The sequence below is a fragment of the Xanthobacter autotrophicus genome (genome assembly GCF_005871085.1).
Taxonomy (GTDB): domain Bacteria; phylum Pseudomonadota; class Alphaproteobacteria; order Rhizobiales; family Xanthobacteraceae; genus Xanthobacter; species Xanthobacter autotrophicus.
This window is the reverse complement of record NZ_VAUP01000005.1, coordinates 106,106-124,130: the sequence shown is the minus strand read 5'-3', so window position 1 is coordinate 124,130 and position 18,025 is coordinate 106,106. Positions and strand designations below refer to the sequence as shown.

The 18,025-nt window shown below is 67.9% G+C and carries 19 protein-coding genes; 9 read left to right on the top strand and 10 right to left on the bottom strand.

Annotated elements, in window-relative coordinates; genetic code table 11:
* Position 1 precedes the first annotated feature (1 nt).
* Positions 2-1,483, top strand: a complete 1,482-nt coding sequence (locus tag FBQ73_RS02415; RefSeq protein WP_138397934.1) for an aldehyde dehydrogenase — start codon at positions 2-4, stop codon at positions 1,481-1,483.
* Between the two features lie 273 nt (positions 1,484-1,756).
* Here FBQ73_RS02415 and tmpT read toward each other — a convergent pair whose 3' ends face one another.
* Positions 1,757-2,395, bottom strand: coding sequence for a thiopurine S-methyltransferase (tmpT, locus tag FBQ73_RS02405; protein WP_138397932.1), 639 nt, complete (start codon positions 2,393-2,395; stop codon positions 1,757-1,759).
* Positions 2,396-2,538: 143 nt separating this feature from the next.
* On the opposite strand from tmpT, the gene FBQ73_RS02400 reads away from it, so the two are divergent.
* Together FBQ73_RS02400 and FBQ73_RS02395 are read left to right on the top strand one after the other, a co-directional pair.
* On the top strand, positions 2,539-3,975 hold the full coding sequence (locus tag FBQ73_RS02400) for an aspartate aminotransferase family protein (protein ID WP_138397931.1): 1,437 nt from the start codon (positions 2,539-2,541) through the stop codon (positions 3,973-3,975).
* Between the two features lie 175 nt (positions 3,976-4,150).
* Positions 4,151-4,540 (top strand): DUF1236 domain-containing protein, encoded by a 390-nt coding sequence (locus FBQ73_RS02395; protein WP_138397930.1) that lies wholly within the window; start codon positions 4,151-4,153, stop codon positions 4,538-4,540.
* A gap of 53 nt (positions 4,541-4,593) precedes the next feature.
* Here the strand turns inward: FBQ73_RS02395 and FBQ73_RS02390 are convergent, their stop codons facing one another.
* From FBQ73_RS02390 to FBQ73_RS02375, 4 genes are all read right to left on the bottom strand, one after another.
* Positions 4,594-5,193 (bottom strand): glutathione S-transferase, encoded by a 600-nt coding sequence (locus FBQ73_RS02390; protein ID WP_138397929.1) that lies wholly within the window; start codon positions 5,191-5,193, stop codon positions 4,594-4,596.
* Positions 5,194-5,293: 100 nt separating this feature from the next.
* Positions 5,294-6,154, bottom strand: coding sequence for a 23S rRNA (adenine(2030)-N(6))-methyltransferase RlmJ (locus FBQ73_RS02385; RefSeq protein ID WP_138397928.1), 861 nt, complete (start codon positions 6,152-6,154; stop codon positions 5,294-5,296).
* Positions 6,155-6,176: 22 nt separating this feature from the next.
* Positions 6,177-6,845, bottom strand: coding sequence for a ribonuclease T2 family protein (locus tag FBQ73_RS02380; protein WP_138397927.1), 669 nt, complete (start codon positions 6,843-6,845; stop codon positions 6,177-6,179).
* The gene (locus FBQ73_RS02375; RefSeq protein WP_246089519.1) at positions 6,842-7,318 is read right to left on the bottom strand and encodes a hypothetical protein; all 477 of its coding nucleotides are present in this window, start codon (positions 7,316-7,318) and stop codon (positions 6,842-6,844) included. The genes FBQ73_RS02380 and FBQ73_RS02375 overlap by 4 nt, the downstream gene beginning before the upstream one ends.
* A gap of 243 nt (positions 7,319-7,561) precedes the next feature.
* Here FBQ73_RS02375 and FBQ73_RS02370 point away from each other — a divergent pair, with 243 nt between their 5' ends.
* Both FBQ73_RS02370 and msrP read left to right on the top strand, forming a co-directional pair.
* Positions 7,562-8,860, top strand: a complete 1,299-nt coding sequence (locus tag FBQ73_RS02370) for an alanine racemase (protein ID WP_246089518.1) — start codon at positions 7,562-7,564, stop codon at positions 8,858-8,860.
* A 196-nt stretch (positions 8,861-9,056) separates the two neighbouring features.
* Complete coding sequence (msrP, locus tag FBQ73_RS02365; RefSeq protein ID WP_138397925.1) at positions 9,057-10,022, top strand: protein-methionine-sulfoxide reductase catalytic subunit MsrP; 966 nt, start codon at positions 9,057-9,059, stop codon at positions 10,020-10,022.
* A gap of 23 nt (positions 10,023-10,045) precedes the next feature.
* Here msrP and FBQ73_RS02360 read toward each other — a convergent pair whose 3' ends face one another.
* The 4 genes from FBQ73_RS02360 to FBQ73_RS02345 all read right to left on the bottom strand — a co-directional run bounded on the left by FBQ73_RS02360 (position 10,046) and on the right by FBQ73_RS02345 (position 13,267).
* The gene (locus FBQ73_RS02360; protein WP_170218722.1) at positions 10,046-10,465 is read right to left on the bottom strand and encodes a DUF992 domain-containing protein; all 420 of its coding nucleotides are present in this window, start codon (positions 10,463-10,465) and stop codon (positions 10,046-10,048) included.
* A gap of 235 nt (positions 10,466-10,700) precedes the next feature.
* Positions 10,701-11,213: a DUF992 domain-containing protein gene (locus tag FBQ73_RS02355; RefSeq protein WP_138397923.1), complete on the bottom strand. Its 513-nt coding sequence runs from the start codon at positions 11,211-11,213 to the stop codon at positions 10,701-10,703.
* 242 nt (positions 11,214-11,455) lie between these two features.
* A complete protein-coding gene (locus tag FBQ73_RS02350; RefSeq protein WP_138397922.1) occupies positions 11,456-11,929 on the bottom strand; it encodes a DUF992 domain-containing protein in 474 nt (157 codons plus the stop codon).
* A 135-nt stretch (positions 11,930-12,064) separates the two neighbouring features.
* A complete protein-coding gene (locus FBQ73_RS02345; RefSeq protein WP_138397921.1) occupies positions 12,065-13,267 on the bottom strand; it encodes a pyridoxal phosphate-dependent aminotransferase in 1,203 nt (400 codons plus the stop codon).
* Positions 13,268-13,564: 297 nt separating this feature from the next.
* On the opposite strand from FBQ73_RS02345, the gene FBQ73_RS02340 reads away from it, so the two are divergent.
* The 4 genes from FBQ73_RS02340 to FBQ73_RS02325 all read left to right on the top strand — a co-directional run bounded on the left by FBQ73_RS02340 (position 13,565) and on the right by FBQ73_RS02325 (position 17,459).
* Positions 13,565-14,188 carry a glutathione S-transferase family protein gene (locus FBQ73_RS02340; protein WP_138397920.1) on the top strand — a complete coding sequence of 208 codons (624 nt, stop codon included), beginning with the start codon at positions 13,565-13,567 and terminating at the stop codon, positions 14,186-14,188.
* Positions 14,189-14,370: 182 nt separating this feature from the next.
* Positions 14,371-14,730, top strand: a complete 360-nt coding sequence (locus FBQ73_RS02335) for a hypothetical protein (RefSeq protein WP_138397919.1) — start codon at positions 14,371-14,373, stop codon at positions 14,728-14,730.
* Between the two features lie 7 nt (positions 14,731-14,737).
* Positions 14,738-15,982: a PQQ-dependent sugar dehydrogenase gene (locus tag FBQ73_RS02330; protein ID WP_246089517.1), complete on the top strand. Its 1,245-nt coding sequence runs from the start codon at positions 14,738-14,740 to the stop codon at positions 15,980-15,982.
* Positions 15,983-16,094: 112 nt separating this feature from the next.
* Positions 16,095-17,459: an 8-oxoguanine deaminase gene (locus FBQ73_RS02325; protein WP_138397918.1), complete on the top strand. Its 1,365-nt coding sequence runs from the start codon at positions 16,095-16,097 to the stop codon at positions 17,457-17,459.
* A gap of 18 nt (positions 17,460-17,477) precedes the next feature.
* Here FBQ73_RS02325 and FBQ73_RS02320 read toward each other — a convergent pair whose 3' ends face one another.
* Positions 17,478-17,840, bottom strand: a complete 363-nt coding sequence (locus FBQ73_RS02320; RefSeq protein WP_138397917.1) for a DMT family protein — start codon at positions 17,838-17,840, stop codon at positions 17,478-17,480.
* Positions 17,841-18,025: the final 185 nt, after the last annotated feature.

Sequence of the window (18,025 nt, the reverse complement as noted above, 5' to 3'; positions counted from 1 at the left end):
CATGGCGGCGGCGGAACGGACGGCGGACCATTACCCTTCCTTCCGCACGCAGGCGCTGATCGACGGCGTGTTCGCGCCAGCCGCGTCGGGCCGCACCTTCGATGCCATAAACCCGGCCACCGGCAAGGTGCTCGCGCAGGTGGCGGCGTGCGACGCCGTCGATGTGGACCGCGCGGTGAAGGCCGCCCGCGCCGCCTTCGAGGATCGCCGCTGGGCCGGGCTGCGGCCGGTGGAGCGCAAGCGCATCCTCCAGCGCTTCGCCGAGCTGATCCGCGCCCACCGCGACGAGCTGGCCCTCACCGAAACCCTCAACATGGGCAAGCCCATCGCCGATGCGCGCTCCATCGACGTGCGCGCGGCGGCCGATTGCTTCGCCTATTACGGGGAATGCTGCGACAAGGTCTATGGCGAGGTGGCGCCCACCACCGCCGACAATCTCGCCTTGGTGCTGCGCGAGCCGCTGGGCGTGGTGGGCTGCGTGACGCCGTGGAATTTCCCCATGATCATGGCCGCCTGGAAGGTGGCGCCGGCGTTGGCCATGGGCAATAGCGTGGTGCTGAAGCCAGCGGAGGAAAGCCCCCTCACGGCGCTCCGCCTCGGCGAGCTGGCGCTGGAGGCGGGGGTGCCGGCGGGGGTGTTCAACGTGGTGCCGGGCCTTGGCGTGGAGGCCGGCAAGGCGCTGGGCCTGCACATGGATGTGGACGCCATCGCCTTCACCGGCTCCACCGAGGTGGGGCGCTATTTCCTGCGCTATTCCTCCGACAGCAACCTCAAGCGCGTGTTTCTGGAACTGGGCGGCAAGACCGCCTTCGTGGTGGCCCACGACGTGCCCGACCTCGACGAGGTGGCGCAGGCGGTGGCCTCCGGCATCTTCTTCAACCAGGGCGAGATGTGCACGGCGGCCTCGCGGCTGCTGGTGGACAACCGCATCCGCGAGGACCTCGTCGCCCGCGTGGCGGCGCTGGCCCCGCGCTGGATGCCGGGCGATCCGCAGGACCCCGCGGCCCGCGCCGGCGCGGTGGTGAGTTTCGAACATCAGGGGCGCATCTTGGCCGCCATCGAGGAGGGCGTCGCCTCCGGCGCGCGGCTCGTCACCGGCGGCACGGCGGTGCGGCAGGAAACCGGCGGCGCCTTCGTGGCGCCCACCGTGTTCGACGGCGTGGCACCCGCATCCGCGCTGGCGCAGAAGGAGATCTTCGGCCCCGTGCTCTCGGTGATCGGCTTCGACGGGCTGGAGGAGGCGGTTTCCATCGCCAACGGCACGGTCTACGGCCTCGGCGCGGCGGTGTGGAGCGGCGACCTTTCCGCCGCGCACCGTGTGGCCCGGCGCTTCAAGGCCGGCATCGTCTATGTGAACTGCTTCGACGCCGACGACATCACCACCCCGTTCGGCGGTGTGAAGCAATCCGGCTTCGGACGCGACAAGTCATTGCATGCGCTGGATAAATATTGCGATCTGAAGACGGTTTGGACGCGGCTTTAGGGCTGCTGGTACCTTCTGACGAGCGCTCCGTCGCCCCAGCTCCTCGCTAGCAGGAGGGGAGAGCGGGCCGGTTCATTTCCAGACGTGGGCGCCTGACCATAACCGTCATGCCCGGGCTTGACCCGGGCATCCACGTCGTGCCGCTTGTGCAGCGCTGCGGCGCCTGTTCCCGGCCCGACCGCGTGGATGGCCGGGTCAAGCCCGGCCATGACGGCTTTGGGGGTGCTAAGCGCCTCGCCAATGTCGAGTGGCTCGGACAATCCCGCGCGCCCCTCAAACCCGCTCCAGCAGCCAGACGTGCTCCACCGCCGGGCACTGGCCCTTGAGGCCGCCGGCCACCGGCGCCGCCTCGATCTCCGCGACCATATAGTCGGCGCCATAGAGCGCGCGGGTCTCTTCCGGCGGGACGCTGAAGGGCGGCCCCGCCAACTGGGACTGGTCGTATTCGAAGCACACGAGCAATTGCGGGGCGGCGTCCGTCAGCGCCACGAGGTGCGGGGCGTAGCGGGCGCGCATGTCCTTCGGCAAAGCGACGAGGGCGGCGCGGTCCCACACCGCATCCACCGGGCCGAGGGTGTCGGGGGTGAGCGCGAAGATGTCGCCCTGCAGGATGTCGAGGCCGGGGGCGCTGAAGCGCGTGAGCGCGCCTGCCGCCGTCACCTCAGGCGCGACACCCAGCTCCGCGAACAATTCCTCCACCGCGATGCGGCTCAGTTCCGCGCCGGCTACCCGAAATCCCTCGCCCAGCAGCCAGGCGATGTCCCGCGTCTTGCCGCACAGGGGCACGAACACGCGCGCGCCCGGCGCCACGGGAAGGCGGGAAAAATGCTTCACCAGAAAGGTGTTGGCCTTGCCCTCGTGAAAGCCGATCTGCTTGCCCTGCCACCGTGCGTGCCAGAAATCCGGTTCCATCCGCGCCCTCCCTCGGCGTCGTCGCCTTGCCCCGTCTCGCCCATGCCGAGCAGGACATGTGCCAGCACATATGGGCGCGGCCGCGCTTTCGCGATATGACTTTCCACACAGTCTTTGCGTGGTCCTCATCGGAGCAGCCCATCGTGACATCCGCCCCCCTCTCGAACTCGACGGCCCACTGGCGCGCGCTGGATGCGGCGCACCACCTCCACCCCTTCTCCGATACCAAGGCTTTGAACGCCGAGGGGGTGCGGGTCATCACGCGGGCCGAGGGGGTCTATGTGTTCGACAGCGAGGGCAACAGGATCCTCGACGGCATGTCGGGCCTGTGGTGCTCGCAGGTCGGCCACGGGCGGCGCGCCATCGTGGATGCCATCGCCACCCAGCTCCACCAGCTCGATTATTACAACACCTTCTTCAAGACCACCCATCCCGGCGCGGCGGAGCTGGCGGCCGCCATCTCGGACGTGGCGCCGGCGCACATGAACCATGTGTTCTTCACCTCCGGCGGCTCGGAGGCGGTGGACACGGTGCTGCGCATGGTGCGCCACTATTGGGCGGCCATGGGCAAGCCGGAAAAGTCCATCTTCATCTCGCGGCGCAACGGCTATCACGGCTCCACCCTGGGCGGGGCCTCGCTCGGCGGCATGAAGCCCATGCACGCGCAGGGCGGCCTGCCGATTCCCGGCATCATCCATGTGGCGCAGCCCTATTGGTGGGCCGAGGGCGGGGAGATGGGCCGGGAGGAGTTCGGCCTCTACGCCGCCCGCGAGGTGGCCCGCGCCATCGACGCGGCGGGGCCGGAAAATGTGGCCGCCTTCATCGGCGAGCCGATCCAGGGGGCGGGGGGCGTCATCATTCCGCCGGCCAATTACTGGCCGGAAGTGGAGAAGATCTGCCGCGAGCGCGATGTTCTTCTGGTGTGTGACGAGGTCATTTGCGGTTTCGGCCGCACCGGGCGATGGTTCGGCGCCGATTTCATGGGGGTGAAGCCGGATCTCATAACCTTCGCCAAGGGCATCACCTCCGGCTACTTCCCCCTCGGCGGCGTCATCGTGGGCGACAAGGTGGCGGAAGGCTTCATCGAGCACGGCGGCGACTTCAACCACGGCTTCACCTATTCGGGCCATCCCGGCGGCTGCGCGGCGGCGCTGGCCAACCTTCGGATCATGCACGAGGAAAAGCTGGTGGAGCGGGTGCGCACCGACATCGGGCCCTACCTGCAGGAGCGCTGGCTGAAGCTGGCCGAGCATCCCCTGGTGGGCGAGGCGCGCATGGTGGGCCTCATCGGCGCACTGGAGCTGACCCCGGAAAAGGCCTCTCGCGCGGCGTTCGCAGCAGAAGAGGGCACGGTGGGCCTCATCTGTCGCGATTTCTCGTTCCGCGAGGGGCTGGTGATGCGCGCGGTGCGCGACGGCATGATCCTCGCCCCGCCCTTCACCTTGTCCCACGAGGAGGCGGACGAACTGGTCGCCATCACCTGGCGGGTGCTGGATCTCACCTACGCTGAGCTGCACAAACGCGGCATGATGGTTCCGGTTCCGCGTGTACCCGCGCGGCCGGCTCAAGCTTCGGCTTAATCAGGGCCAAGGACAGCACTCAATCTCGCGGTGGCGGGCGCGACAAAGGTCAAGTCGTTGCTCCGCGGCCGCGCTGCTTTGGATTTACCACTGTCTTTTAAAATCTCCGAGGGTTGGAACGAAAGCGTGGGGATACCTGTTTCTACTGCGACCAGAACGCAGTAGGAGAGGTAATATGCGCAACAAGATTATCATCGGATCGTTCGTGCTCGGCCTTCTCGCCCCCACCGCCGTCTTCGCCCAGGCCTCCACGGCAACGGGTGCCATCGGCGGTGCGGCGGTGGGCGCGGTTGTGGGTGGACCCGTGGGCGCGGTCGTGGGCGGCGCGGTCGGCGCCACCGTGGGCGCGGCCGCCGAGCCGCCCCAGGAGGTACGCACCTACGTGATGAAGGAGCGCCGCAATTCGGTCCGCCTGGAACGCGAGGTGACGGTGGGCGAGCCGCTGCCGCCCAACGTGGTGCTCTACGAAATCCCCAGCAACAGCGAGTATCAGTATTCCGTGGTCAACGACCGCCGGGTAATCGTGGATCCGCGCACCCGCAAGGTGGTCTACATCGTCCAGTGACGTCGACGCCATCATGCCCCGGCATCGCCGGGGCATGATGGCGTGAATGGTCCTCACGCCGCCGGCGTGGAGTCCGCGAAGTGGGGGCAGGCGGCGGCGAAGGCCTCGTACCAGGCTTCAAGCTTGGGATGGTCCGACCGCCACTTGCCCTCGAAGCGGAAATCGAACCAGCCGAGCGCGCAGGCGAGCGAGATGTCGCCCACCGTGATGGTGCCGTCGAACGGGGCGGCATCGGCCTCGAACGCGTCGAGGGCGCGGGACCGCTTGCCCTCCTGATGCTCCAGCCACTTGGGCTCGTGCTTTTCCACCGGGCGGAAGCGACCTTCGTACAAAAGCAGGATGCCGGCATCCATCATGCCGTCCGCCAGCGCTTCCTTGCGCAGGGCGGCGATGCGCGCCTTGGGGTCGAGGGGCAGGATGCGGCCGCCGCCGGCGAGCATGTCGAGATAGGCGAGAATCACGGACGAATCGAACAGCACCTGCCCGTCGTCGGCGAGCAGCGCCGGAATTTTGCCGAGGGGGTTCTGGCTGCGCAGGGTATCGTTGGGGTCCAGCGTGTCGGCGGGCTCGATCTCAAGCGTCTGGCCGAGGAGGGCGGCGGCGACGCGCACCTTGCGCACGAAGGGCGAGGTGGCGGAAAAACGCAGCAGCATGGGGCAGGTCCGGGCTGAGGAGGGACCTTCCAGATAGCGCGCGGCCAGCTGCGCCGGAAGTCAAAAGGCGAAGCCCAGCCATCAATGGCTTGAATGGGTATCACCCGCCGGGGGTGAGCCAGGAGACGCGGGCGCGGCCCTGTCCGTCGCGGGCCAGGAGCGGGGCGAGGGCATTAAGGATCGTGCGCATCTCATCCGCCAGCGTGAACGGCGGATTGACGATGATGAGCCCGGAGCCCGACAGGACATCGAGGCTGCGCACGGTGGCGAAATCCAGCTCCACCCGCAGCGTCTTGGGCAGGCCGAGGCGGGCCACGTCGCGGCGGAAAGCATCCACCGCCTTCAGGTCCTTGATGGGATACCACAGCATGATGATGCCGGTGGCAAAGCGCTGGTGGGCGGCCTCAAGCCCCGCCACCAGGCGCTGGAACTCGCCCGGCTCCTCGAACGGCGGGTCCACCAGCACAAGCCCGCGCCGCTCGCGCGGCGGCAGGTGGGCGGCGATCCCCTGCCAGCCGTCCTGGGGCAGGATCTTCACCCGCGGATCCTCGCCCACGCGCTTTTCCAGCTTGGCCCGCTCTTCCTTGTGCAGTTCGCAGAACAGGAAGCGGTCCTGCGGCCGCGACAGGGCGAGCGCCAGCGCCGGGGAGCCGGGATAAAGCCTGCGGCCGCCGGCGCGGGTGGCGCGGACCGCATCGAGATAGGGCGCAAGCAGGGCGGCGGCGGGCTTGGGCAGGGTGCCGGCGAGATCGGCCGCCAGCACCGCCTCGATGCCGCTATCGGCCTCCAGCGTGCGCTGGGCGTTGGCTCCGTCGAGGTCGTAGAGGCCCGCGCCCGCGTGGGTGTCGAGCACCCGGTAGGCGTTTTCCTTTTTGTTCAGATAGGCGAGCACGCGCGCAAGGGCGGCGTGCTTCATCACGTCGGCGGGGTTCCCCGCATGGAACGAATGACGGTAATTCATGGCGTTATCGGCCTGTCTCGCCCTATCTGCCGCCGCGCACGGGCGGCATCACCATGCGCGACAGGCGGCAGGCGCGGCGGTCCACGTCGGGGCAGGCGCGGAAGGCGAGATCCTGGCTGAGGCAGATGCGCACCTCGGTCAGGCGCCGGCGGTCGCACTGCACCGAGAACATGTCCGGCGACAGGCCGGGATTGGCGGAGCGGAAGGCGTCTTCCACGTCCGACGGCGAGACCATGCGGTAGTCGTCGAGCCGGGTGAACTCGGCGGGGATGGCCACCTTGTCCCGCGCCGCGCGCACCAGGTCGAAATAGGCGCCGGGCGAGAGGCCGGAGCAGGTGCCGTGCTTCTTCCACTCATAGATGACGAGCCCGCGGCTCGGCATCACGTCCAGCATGGAATTCACCAGCGGGTTCGGCACGTAGGGCGGCGGGCGCTGGCAGTTTTCGGGAAAGCCGCGCTCATACTGCGGCCACAGGCCGTGGACCACGAAGGCATAGGGGCGAGTGAGGTTGCACTGGGGCTCGTTCGCCGCCTTTCGGCCCTTGTCCTCGCAATAGGTGGGCGACCAGGACAGGGACAGCACGTAGAAATCGAAGCGGCCGGGCGCATGGTCCTGCGCCGCCGCCGGCCCCGTAAAGGCCGCGACGAGAACACCAGCGAACAGGGCGAAGGCTGCGAGCGCGCGCCTCACGGACCCGCCATCTTGCAGGACGGGGCATAGGCATAGCTGCGGTCGAGGCCGACCACGCACCAGTCCACGCCCCAGCTGGCGCCGATGAAGCCGCCGTCCTCGATGATGGAATAATAGATGGCGTGCTTGCGGGCATCGTTGGTGAAGACAGTGCCCTTGCAGAAGCGGCGCGGCTGGTATTCCGGTCCCCACGGGCGGAACGCGATCTCGCGGACCTTCTCGAAGCCGGTAATGGCGAGGGCCGAGGACCAGTACATGCGCTCGGTCTCGGCGAATCGGCTGGCGATGAGGTCGAGGGCCTGCTGATCCTCGCAGGCGGGCACGACGCCCGAATAATTGGGGCCGGAGAGCCAGAAGTTCAGCTCCAGCAGGTTGGCGGCCCTGACGCTGGAGGCGCCGCCCATGGACACGAGCGCAAGCCCTGCCACGACCGCCGCAGCCTTCACTGCGCGCGATACAGTCGCGAGGGACATCGCGCGCTTCGCCTTCGCCGCTGCGCTCCGCGCCCGATCAACCATGGTCCACTCCACTTCAGGCCCCCCGCCCGTGTCGGGCGAACTTGACGGGGGACGATGCGGCGGCGCTTTCGCCCGGTCAAGGACACGGCGGCAACACCTTGCGAGAAAATTAACACGGAGGTCCTGTCGTGCTCTCGCCGGAAAAGCGCGGCATGCTCGATATCCGACTCACCATCCGTCGGCCCACCGGGAGGGTTCATGTCGCAGTCCCGCTTCGCCAGCGCGCCTCCACCCACAGCTACCGCCGCCGTTGCGACGCCGCGCTTCGCCTCGGGCCGGGAGGCGGCGCTGGAACTGCGGCCGGACCAGCCGGTCTATTGCTTTCGACCCCAGGTGCTGGCCGCCGACGCCAGGGCCTTCGTCGAGGCCTTCCCCGGCAAGACCGCCTATGCGGTGAAGACCAATGGCGAGCCCATGGTGTTGGACGTGCTGGCGAAGGCTGGCATTTCCGCTTTCGACGTGGCCAGCCCCGCCGAGTTCGCCGCCGCCCGCGCCGCAGCGCCCGGGGCGGAGCTGCTCTACATGCATCCGGTGAAGGCCCAGTCGGACATCCGCCTCGCGCTCGAGCACTACCGCATCCGCTCGACCACCCTCGACCATGAGGACGAGGTGGCCAAGATCGTGCGGATCGTCCGGGCGCTGGATCTCGACCCGGAAGACCTCACCCTGTTCGTGCGCATCGCCTCCAAGGGGGACGCGGCCTACGAGCTGTCCAAGAAATTCGGCGCGGCGCCGGGCCATGCGGCGGAACTGCTCCAGCGCATCCATGGCATCGGCATCAAGTGCGGCCTGTGCTTCCACGTGGGTAGCCAGGTGGAAGACCCGGACACCTATGCCCGGGCGGTCGCCGTGGCGGCGGAGGTGCGCGCGGCGGCGGGGGTGCCCATCGTCGCCCTCGACGTGGGCGGCGGCTTTCCCGCCACCTATGCCCAGAACCCGCGTCGCCCGGTGCCGCCCATGCCGCCGCTGGACGAGATCATATCCGGCCTCGTGGGCGCGGTGGAGCGCAACGGCTTCGCCGGCACCCCGCTGGTAGCCGAGCCGGGGCGGGTGATCGTCGCGCGGTCCTTCTCGGTGATCGTGCGGGTGCTGCTGAAGAAGGGGCAGCGGCTTTATATCAATGACGGGATCTGGTCGTCCTTGTCGGATTCGTGGACGGGCAAGATCCTCCTGCCGGTGCGGCACATCCCGGACCCCGCCCGTCGCCGCCGGCCGGGGCGGGGGGCGTTGGGCAGCGGGCGCATCGAGCCGTTCCGCATCTATGGCGCCACCTGCGACAGCGTGGACGTGCTCTCGCGCCCCTTCTTCCTGCCCGAGAGCGTGGACACCGGCGACTGGATCGAGATCGGCCACATCGGCGCCTATTCCCTGTCCCTGCGCACCCGCTTCAACGGATTTTACCCTGATACCTTCGTGGAGGTGGAAACCCCCTTCGAGGCCGGCGACGCTCCGGAGGGCTTCGCCGAGCCCGAGCGGCGCGGCGGCGTGGAGGCGTGAGGCCGGCGGCAGCCGGCCAAGCCGGCAACCAGGACCGCGCGGCGCGTGAGCGTTCTTTCTCTGTCCAAATCCGAACTCGAACCCGCCGATGTCGGCGAACCTCTTGAACCCGAAACGGTGATCGAGCACACGTCCGTTTGAATTGCCCCGAGGGGGCGCCGCCGCGATCCTCCGCCGCCATTGGAGGACACACAGCATGTACATTCGACGCAGGCGGGGCTGGGAAATTCCCGAATCAGCGGCGACGCCGGAGGGCCTCTATTTCTCCCGCCGGGAGCTGATGGGTGCCGGCGCCATGCTGGCGGCGGCGAGCCTTGCGGGACCCGCGGCGGCCCAGCGCGTCGGCGATCTGCCGGACCCGTCCGCCGGCCTCTACCCGGCCGCGCGGAACCCGCGCTACACCCTGGAGCGGCCGGTGACGCCGGAAGCTAAGTCCAGCACCGTCAACAATTATTACGAATTCAGCTACGGCAAGAACGTCGCCCCTTCCATGAGCCGCTTCGAGCGCCGGCCCTGGCTGGTGAAGATCGACGGACTGGTGGACAACCCCCAGGAACTGGGCATCGACGACCTGCTCAAGAAGGTCCAGCTGGAGGAGCGGCTCTACCGCCACCGCTGCGTCGAGGCCTGGTCCATGGCGGTGCCGTGGACCGGCTTTGCCATGAAGGACCTAGTGGCGCTGGCGGGTCCCAAGGCGGGCGCGAAATATGTGCGGATGGAGACGTTCCTGAACCCGAAAGTCGCGTCAAATCAAAGGGATTTCCGCTATCCGTGGCCCTATGTGGAGGGCCTGACCCTGGCCGAGGCGACCAACGAGCTGGCCTTTCTCGTCACCGGCGTCTACGGCAAGCCGGCGCCGGGCCAGTATGGCGCGCCGCTCAGGCTGGTAACGCCTTGGAAATACGGATTTAAATCCATCAAGGGCATCGTGCGCTTCTCCTTCACGGACAAGCAGCCCCTGAGCTTCTGGGAGGAGGTCCAGGGCGCCGAATATGGCTTCTGGGCCAATGTGAATCCCAAGGTGCCGCACCCGCGCTGGAGCCAGGCGAGCGAGGAGGATATCGCCACCGGCAACCGCCGTCCCACCGAGTTGTTCAACGGCTACGGCGAATACGTCGCCGGTCTTTATGCCGGCCGCGAGGCGGAAAAGATCTGGTTCTGACGTGGGTTAGTCCCCATCCCGCGCTATTGCGGGGTGGGGCCAGAGGGGGCGAGGGTCAGCGTCGCGCCGGTGATGGAGACGCTGAGACCGCTGTCGGAGGAGACGCTGATGGGCTGCAGCGTCACCTGCCTCGTGGCGTCCTGCGAGGCCAGCATGTTGGCGGAGAAGCCCGGACCCACGGAAAAACCGGTCGACAGGCCCACATAAGTGCCGGCCAGCGCCCCCGGATCCACCTGCGGCGAGGTGGCGAGCACCGCCCACAACATGCTGGCCTGGTCGGAGATGCCGACATCGAGGCCGATCCGGTCGAGGGTGCCGGCATAATAATGGTTCATCCCCACGGAGGGACGAAACTCGCAGCGCACTTTCCGGGTGGAGCCGAAGCCATAAGCGGTGGCGAATTCGCCCCGGCATTCCAGCAGGCCGGCGGAGACCTGGGGCATGGCGCCGGCAAGGGCCCCGGCCCCGACTGTGACAGCGAAAACGGTAACTGCGCCCGGGATCAACAGCCGGGCGAATAGGTGAGACATTCCGGACCCCCGCAACAAGGCCGACCCGTCAGATCACTTGCGCGATCCAACCAAAGGTTAAGTCTGGCGCCCAAGATCCGACTTTTTCATGAAGCGGCCGGGAATGCTGCCGAAAAAGGCAACGCTCCCGGCCGAGATCCGGCAGCTCTCAGTTGGGGAGGAGCACCAGCGTGAGGTCGGCGACGCCGGCGGCGATGTCCGCCCCGACCATGCCTTCCACCGAGATGGTCTGAAGAGCGATCTGGTTGCTGGAGCCGCCGAGCAGGATGTTGGTGCCGCCGCCGATGGTCCAGGCCGCATCCACCGAGACGCCCACGTAGCTGCCGGCGATGTCGCTGGGCGCCACCACCGCTGACGGGGCGAACACGGCCCAGGCGAGGGTGTCCGCGGCCAGCGCGCCAATGTCGATGCCGAAGCGCGCGATGGTGCCCTTGTAGCGGGACTTCACCAGGTAGGGTTGCACGCTGGTGTCACGGAACTCGCAGCCCATCTCGCGCATGGAGCCAAGGACGAAACCGATGGACGGCGCCACTTTGCACACCAGCATGCCCGACTGGACCTTGGGCGTATTCGCGGCGGGCGGCGGGGTCTGGGCGGTCGCAGGCACGGCAGCGAGAGCCAGGGCGAAAGCGGTGGAGATGGCGGCGAAGGAAGCGCGCATGAGAACCCCCAGGTTGCAGCGTGCGCAGAGGTACGTTGCGCGCGATCACCGCGCAACCGCCATGCCTGGGGGAATGGCGCGGTTGGGATGGTGGTGCGGCAGGGGCGACCGCAACGCGTTCGGGTGCCTTGAAAATGCTTGCGCCCCCGACCTGGGGGCGGGGGCGCAGTATCGGACTCATCCAGCGTAACGAGCGCAGCAGAAACAGCTTTTCAGCATGCTTCGCCGCACTGTCGGCCGAATCAGCGCAGGGTCAGGTCGGACACGCCGAGGGCGAGGTTGACGCCGGTCTGGCCTTCGACGGAGAGCGGCTGCAGGGCGATGGTGTTGGACGAGCCACCCACCAGCACGTTGGCGCCGAGGCCCACGCCGAACGAGGCGTTGGTGGAGGCGCCCACATAGGTGCCGCGCAGCGCGCCGCGGCCGACCACGGCGGTGGGGGCGAACACGGCCCACACCATGCGGCCGGAGGTGCTGAAGCCCAGGTCGAGGCCGAAGCGGCGGGTCACACCCTGATAGGTGCCAGCCTTGGCGCTGCGCGAGGACGGCAGGAAGCTGCAGCTCATCTCACGCACGGAGCCGAGGACGAAGCTCACGTTCGGCGCGAGGTTGCAGCTCAGCGTGCCGACCTGGACACGGGACTGGGCCGAAGCGGGCACGGCGCCGACGGCGAGAAGGGCAGCAGCCGCGAGGCCGGCCTTGAAAACAGTCTTCATGATGTCGTTCCTCCTGTGGGAAGCGGGCGGGTTGATCCCTGCACCCGACGACGGCGAAGCCTTAGCCCAGACTTCACTGCTGCGCCAACGCTTCAAAGGGCCACAAGTTCCTTTTTTCCGGGCGCTGTGCCCGGATCAGCTCAGGGAGCCACAGAAGCGCTGGATGCGCCGGCAGGCTTCCTCAAGGTCCGATGTGGCGGTGGCATAGGAAATCCGGAATGCCGGGCCGAGACCGAACGCTGAGCCATGCACCACGGCGACGCCTTCCGCCTCCAGCAACTGGGTGGCGAAGTCCTCGTCCGTGGCGATGGTGACGCCGCCTTGCGTGGTCTTGCCGATGGTGCCGGCGCAGGACGGGAAGACGTAGAACGCGCCTTCGGGCTTGGGGCAGTGGAGGCCCTTCGCCTGGTTCAGCATGGATACCACCAGATCGCGGCGTTCCTTGAACACCTTGTTGTTGGCGGCGATGAAGTCCTGCGGCCCGTCCAGCGCCTCAAGCGCCGCCCACTGGGCGATGGAGGAGGGGTTGGAGGTGGACTGGGATTGCAGTGTGCCCATGGCCTTGATGAGGGCCTCGGGACCGGCCGCATAGCCGATCCGCCAACCGGTCATGCAATAGGCCTTCGACACGCCGTTCATGGTCAGCGTGCGGTTGTAGAGCTTGGGCTCGACCTGGGCCGGCGTCACGAACTTGAAGTCGTCATAGACGAGGTGCTCGTACATGTCGTCGGTGAGAATCCACACCTGGGGATACTTCACCAGCACGTCGGTGAGCGCCTTCAGCTCGTCGAAGGAATAGGCCGCGCCCGAGGGGTTGGACGGCGAATTGAAGATGAGCCACTTGGTCTTGGGGGTGATGGCGGCTTCCAGCACGTCGGGACGGAGCTTGAAGTTGTCCTCGATGGTGGTCATCACCGGCACCGGCTTGCCACCGCAGAATTCGACGATGTCCGGATAGCTCACCCAATAGGGGGCGGGGATCAGCACCTCGTCGCCGGCGTCCACCGTCGCGACCAAAGCGTTGAACAGCACCTGCTTGCCGCCGGTGCCCACCGTGACCTGCGAAGGCTTGTAGTCGAGGTCGTTCTCGCGCTTGAACTTGCGGCAGATAGCGGCCTTCAGCTCGGGGATGCCGTCCACGGCCGTGTACTTGGTCTCGCCGCGGCGGATGGCGGCGATGGCCGCTTCCTTGATGTTGTCGGGGGTGTCGAAGTCCGGCTCGCCGGCGGAGAGCGCGATGATGTCCCGCCCGGCCGCCTTGAGCTCCCGCGCCTTGTTGGAGATGGCGATGGTCTGGGAGGGCTTGATGCGCTTCAGTGCGGACGAGATGAGGCTCATGGCCTTTGGGCTCCGGACGCGCCCGGCCGCACGAGGCAAAGGCGGCGCGGGCTGGGCATTTGGCAAGATCGTGGCCGGCTCCTGCCGACGCGGCGCGGACACTAGTTCAGCCGCCGCCCGCAAACAAGCAAGGATCTTGAATATGGCGGCACGCGCCCGTGATGAATCGCCCCGGACCCGGCGTGGCCCTTGCGGCAGCGCAACCCACGGGCCACATGAAAGCGCGACAGTCAAGCTCGGTGGCCGCGCGTCACGCGGCGATCCCGTTGGAATACCTTGGATTTCGGGAGGGGACGGGTGCTGACGCTCTATTCCACCCAGGCCTCTGGCAATTCCTACAAGGTGCGCCTCATGCTGGCCAAGCTCGGCCGGTCGTTCCGCCTAGAGGAGGTGGACATCTTCGCCGGCGAGAACCGCACCCCGGAATTCCTGGCCCGCAACCCCGATGGCCGGGTTCCGTTGCTGGACCTCGACGGGCGTTTCCTCGCCGAATCAAACGCCATTCTCTTCTATCTGGCGGATGGTTCGCGCTTCCTGCCCGCCGACGCCTTCGATCGGGCGGAGACGCTGCGCTGGATGTTCTTCGAGCAGCACAGCCACGAGCCGGGCATCGCCGCCGCGCGGTTCTGGCTCAAGCAGGTGCGGGGCGGGCGGGAACTGCGCACCCACGACGTGGACCGCTGGATGGAGGAGGGCTACGCCGCCCTCAAGGTGATGGAGCGCCATCTCGACGGCCGGCACTTCTTCGTGGGCGAAGCGCTCACCATCGCGGACATGGCGCTTTATGCCCACACCCATGTGGCCGAGGAGGGCGACTTTTCGCTCCGCGGATTCCCCGCCGTGCGGGCCTGGCTGGAGCGGGTCGCGGCGGAGCCCGGCCATGTGGACATGGAATGGCGGCCGTCTGTCGCGGAAGCATAGCGGGGATGGATCGCGGTTCCGTGAGCGTACGACATCATCTTGCCATGATGTGTGGAAGCCAAGCCGCTGTCACGCCACGATTCCCTTCCACTCTCGCGTGTGTCGACGGAACTGATTCGCAATCGTCGACGTTGGTTGGTTGCGTTCTACTGAGCGAGATCATCATGTCCGGAAGGTGTGACATGGACGTTGGGCACTTCAACCCGGGGCGGCTTGATCGTCCGGGCGCGGTTTCGTCCGCTGATCCGGAGCTGCTCGCCCGTGCCGTGCGCGACCACAAGGTGGGCGATGCCCTCGCCCAGGCCGGGCTCACCTTCGCGCTGATGCTCGCCATCGGCGCCGTCGCCTTCGTGCTGAGCGCGGAGCATGCGGCGGCCGCAAGCCAGCTCATCGTCAACGGCGTCATCGACTATTCCGGCATCCTGCTCGGCCTGGCCATGGCTGGGAGCCTCCTGCTCGTCGGTCGCCGTGCCGCGCAACGACTCGTCCGCGCCAGGTCACGGGCTGCCCGTGATGCCGAGTTCTCCAGCCGGCCGCGTTGAGCCGGCGATGCAGCTGCGCCCCGATCCCCGTTTCCGCACCCTGCCGCGTGAGGTGGGGGCGGTGCTTGCCCGGCGCGATCATCGGCAGCGCTCCTCTTTCCCCCGTCCCGGCCGCCGTGCCGCCATTGCCGCGCTGGCGCTGCTCGGCCTGCTCGTTGCCGGTGCCTTCGCCTTCGCTGCCGATGATGGCGGTGCCGTGAGGCGCTTCGCTGGCGAAGAGGTACGGGTGGTGCCCTTCGCTTCGGGGCTGGAGCATCCCTGGAGCATGGCCTTCCTGCCGGACGGCCGCCTCCTCGTCACCGAGCGGGACGGGCGGCTGCGCCTGGTCGACGCCTCCGGCAAGCTCGGCGCCCCAATCGTCGGGGTGCCACAGGTGGCGGCGCGGGGGCAGGGCGGGCTGCTGGACGTGGCTCTCGACCCCGCCTTTGCCACCAACCGCCTTGTCTATCTGAGCTATGCCGAGCCGCGCCCGGACGGCGCCGGCACCTCCGTGGCGCGCGGGCGCCTCTCCGATGATCTCAGCCGGCTCAGCGACGTTCAGGTGATCTTCCGCCAGGTGCCGGGCCATTCCGGCGGCAATCATTTTGGCTCGCGCCTCGTGTTCGCGCCGGACGGCATGCTGTTTGTGACCCTGGGTGACCGCTTCGACCTGATGATGAAGGCGCAGGACCTCTCCACCACCCTCGGTAAGGTGGTGCGCATCGCCCCGGACGGCTCGATCCCAGCCGACAATCCGTTCCCCGGCCGGCCCGACGCAAGGCCTGAAATCTTCAGCTATGGCCATCGCAACGTGCAGGGTGGCGTCATCGAACCGTCCACGGGGCGGCTGTGGACCGTGGAGCACGGCCCGCGCGGCGGCGACGAAGTGAACAGGCCGGAGGCGGGCAAGAATTACGGCTGGCCGGTCATCGGCTACGGCCGGCACTATTCCGGCGCCAAGATCGGCGTCGGCACGCGCAAGGAGGGGATGGAACAGCCCCTGTTCTATTGGGATCCTTCTATCGCGCCCTCCGGCGCCGCCTTCTATTCCGCCGATCTGCTGCCCGCCTTCAAGGGCCAGCTCTTCGTCGGCGCGCTGGCGGGACAGGCGCTGGTGGAGGTGAAGGTCCGCAATGGCGCCATTGCCGGCGAAGAACGCCTGCCGCTGGGCAAGCGCATCCGCGACGTGCGGCAGGGGCCGGACGGGGCATTGTGGCTCGCCACCGACGACACCGGCGAGATCCTGCGCGTGGTGCCCGCCGCCGCAAAATGAGGGCCCAATGAGGGCCTCCGACGGGATTCCATTGGGTCTCCATCGCCCCTAACATCGGGTCGCCGATGGCGTCTGGCTTCTCATGCCGGGCGTCCTGTTCCGCGGAGACCCCATGGCCCAGACGCTGCTTGCCCGCAACGCCCTCGTCCTCGTCACCATGGATGGAGAGCGCCGGGAGATCCCGGGCGGTGGGCTCTATGCGGAAAACGGGCGCATCGTCGCGGTGGGGCGCGCCGCCGACCTGCCGGCGCAGGCGGACGAGATCATCGATCTTGCCGGCCATGTGGTGATCCCCGGCCTCGTCAACACCCACCACCACATGGTGCAGAGCCTGACCCGCGCGGTGCCGGCGGCGCAGGACGGCGAATTGTTCGATTGGCTGCGCGCGCTCTATCCGCTGTGGGCGGGGCTGACCGGCGAGATGGTGGAGACGGCAACCCTCACCGCCATGGCGGAGCTCATTCTCTCCGGCTGCACCACCTCGTCGGACCACCTCTACATCTACCCCAACGGCGTGCGGCTCGACGATTCCATCCGCGCCGCACGACGGATCGGCATGCGTTTCCACGCCGCCCGCGGCTCCATGAGCGTGGGCGAGAGCAAGGGCGGCCTGCCTCCAGACCGGGTGGTGGAGGACGAGGGCTTCGTCATGAAGGACGCCGAGCGTCTCATCGGCGCCTATCATGACCCGGCCCGCTTCTCCATGCTGCGGGTGGTGCTGGCGCCGTGCTCGCCCTTCACCGTGAGCCACGACCTGATGCGGGATACGCTCCGTCTCGCCCGCGCCAACGGCCTGACCCTGCACACCCACCTCGCCGAGAACGATTCGGACATCGCCTTTTCCCACAAGACCTTCGGCATGGGCCCCACCGACTATGTCCGCGAGCTGGGCTGGGTCGGGCCGGACGTGTGGCACGCCCACTGCGTGAAGCTGGACGAGGCAGGCATCGCCCTGTTCGCCCGCACGGGCACCGGCATCGCCCATTGCCCGTGCTCCAACATGCGGCTTGCTTCGGGCATCGCGCCGGTGAAGCGGTTCCGCGCGGAAGGCATCCCGGTGGGCCTCGGGGTGGATGGTTCGGCCTCCAACGACAGCGGCCATCTTCTGGCCGAGGCGCGCCAGGCCATGCTGCTCCAGCGCGTCGCCTTCGGCCCCGACGCCATGAGCGCGCGCACGGCGCTGGAGCTGGCGACGCTGGGCGGCGCGCGGGTGCTGGGACGGGACGACATCGGTGCCCTCGCCCCGGACTTGGCGGCGGATTTCGTCGCCTTCGACATGTCGGCGCTGGCCTATGCCGGGGCGCTCCACGATCCGGTGGCGGCGCTCCTGTTCTGCGCGCCGCAGCAGGTGAGCCTGAGCGTCATCAACGGCCGCGTGGTGGTGCGCGACGGCCGCCTTCTCACTATCGACCTGCCGTCGACCGTGCGGCAGCACAACGCCTTCGCCGCCGAGCTGGCGGCGCTGGCGCCGTCCTGACGGCGGGAGCGCCGACGCTCAGAACTTGTGGAAGATGAAGAAGGCCCCGGCCGAGATGAAGGCGAACCCCACGAGGTGGTTCCAGCCCAGCGGCTCTTTCAGGTAGAGCACCGAGAAGCCGGCGAAGACGAGGAGGGTGATGACCTCCTGCATGGTCTTGAGCTGGGCCGTGGAATAGACCTCGGACCCGAAGCGGTTGGCCGGCACGGCGAGGCAATACTCAAAAAATGCGATGCCCCAGCTGGCGAGAATCGCCAGCACCAGCGGCGCCGACTTGTGCTTGAGATGCCCGTACCAGGCGAACGTCATGAAGACGTTGGAGGCGACCAGCATCACGATGGGGAGGATTTGGGGTGGCAGGAGCGTGGTGAAGGAGGGCATGGGGCAGGGCATCCAGACTGGGATGTGCTGCCCTTACCACAGGATCTGGCCGACCTCCGCCCCCATGCGATTCATGGTAGCCCCCTGCTTTGGGCATGGACTGCTTGTGAGAGCAGGCGCGACATGTTTGGGTTGTATTTTGCCAGTGCAGCCGATGGGTGTCGGTTGTGCGCCGCTGAAGGCAT